Consider the following 1105-nt stretch of genomic DNA (forward strand, 5'->3'; position numbering starts at 1 on the left):
GAAATGGGAAGGCGGACATATCCAACAATGGGCTATGGTCATGAATCAACTGTTAATTCATGACCACCTGAAGAATCGTGTAAAGAAGTATCTAGAATAACTTACACACTTTTCTTGACAAACCCTAAAATACAAAGCACTGTCGTCTTCTAAAGCGATTGTATCCTCAGTTCTATTACCATTTAATAAAATTGAATGCAAAGCCTCAGCTCTATCTCTTTGATTATAGTGAGGACAAAAAATTTTATTAATAATTTGCCACCCAGAACTTTCTATGTATCCTTCTCCTTCATAATTTGAACGAATTCCACTCTTAAACCAACAGATAGCACCTGCACTAATACCCGCAATTAAAGTTCCGGAATTGAGTGCTTCTTCTAACTTATGGTCGATTTTGTACTTTTTCCAATGCTTCATCATATTAACGTAGTTACCACCACCGAGGTACATAAGATCAGAGGATCTGAATAACTCGATTATTTGACTTTCATTTGGATTTTCATTTATACAACGTAGTACTTCAACTTGACAACTCAATTGTTTCTCAAACGTGTCTTTAAACTCTTTTATATAACCTTCATCATCGTTACTTGCTGTAGGTATGAATAGAACCTTAGGATTTACTTTACCGACCAATTCTACAATCCTCTTATTTATATGAAAATTGTCAAAATGTTTTACAAAACCTCCACCTATTACAACTAACCTCATAACCAAATGGCACCACCAAAAAATTTTATTGTTTTAAATTCTGTTCTAATGTCATTCTTAAACCTTATATCGATTTTAATATAAATATCCAATTTTTAAGATCCTTATTCAATAAAGTCCCTTAAGGAGATTCGATTCACATTCTAATATTTCCTTCTCTTGTTCAAGAATCTGGCCCGATTATGGAATAAAATAATTTTTATAAAATAGACTTTTTTATATAATTACCGTAACAAAAACGTTCATATAAGAAGTAAAGCCCAGAAAGGTACCGACCCCCAGAAGTTAGAGTAATAAATCTAACTTCTGGGGGTATTATTATGGCCAAATATAGTGAGGAATTTAAAATAAAGATTGTTACCGAATATTTGAATGGAAATCTTGGATACAAACG

Annotated in this window: 1 protein-coding gene; it reads right to left on the reverse strand. The window is 32.4% G+C overall.

Annotated features, from left to right (window positions below):
* Positions 1 to 57 precede the first annotated feature (57 nt).
* Positions 58 to 711 carry a Type 1 glutamine amidotransferase-like domain-containing protein gene (locus PZE06_RS25775; RefSeq protein ID WP_151026307.1) on the reverse strand — a complete coding sequence of 218 codons (654 nt, stop codon included), beginning with the start codon at positions 709 to 711 and terminating at the stop codon, positions 58 to 60.
* Positions 712 to 1105: the final 394 nt, after the last annotated feature.

It is taken from the genome of Robertmurraya sp. DFI.2.37 (genome assembly GCF_029211245.1).
Classification (GTDB): Bacteria; Bacillota; Bacilli; order Bacillales; family Cytobacillaceae; genus Robertmurraya; species Robertmurraya methanolica_A.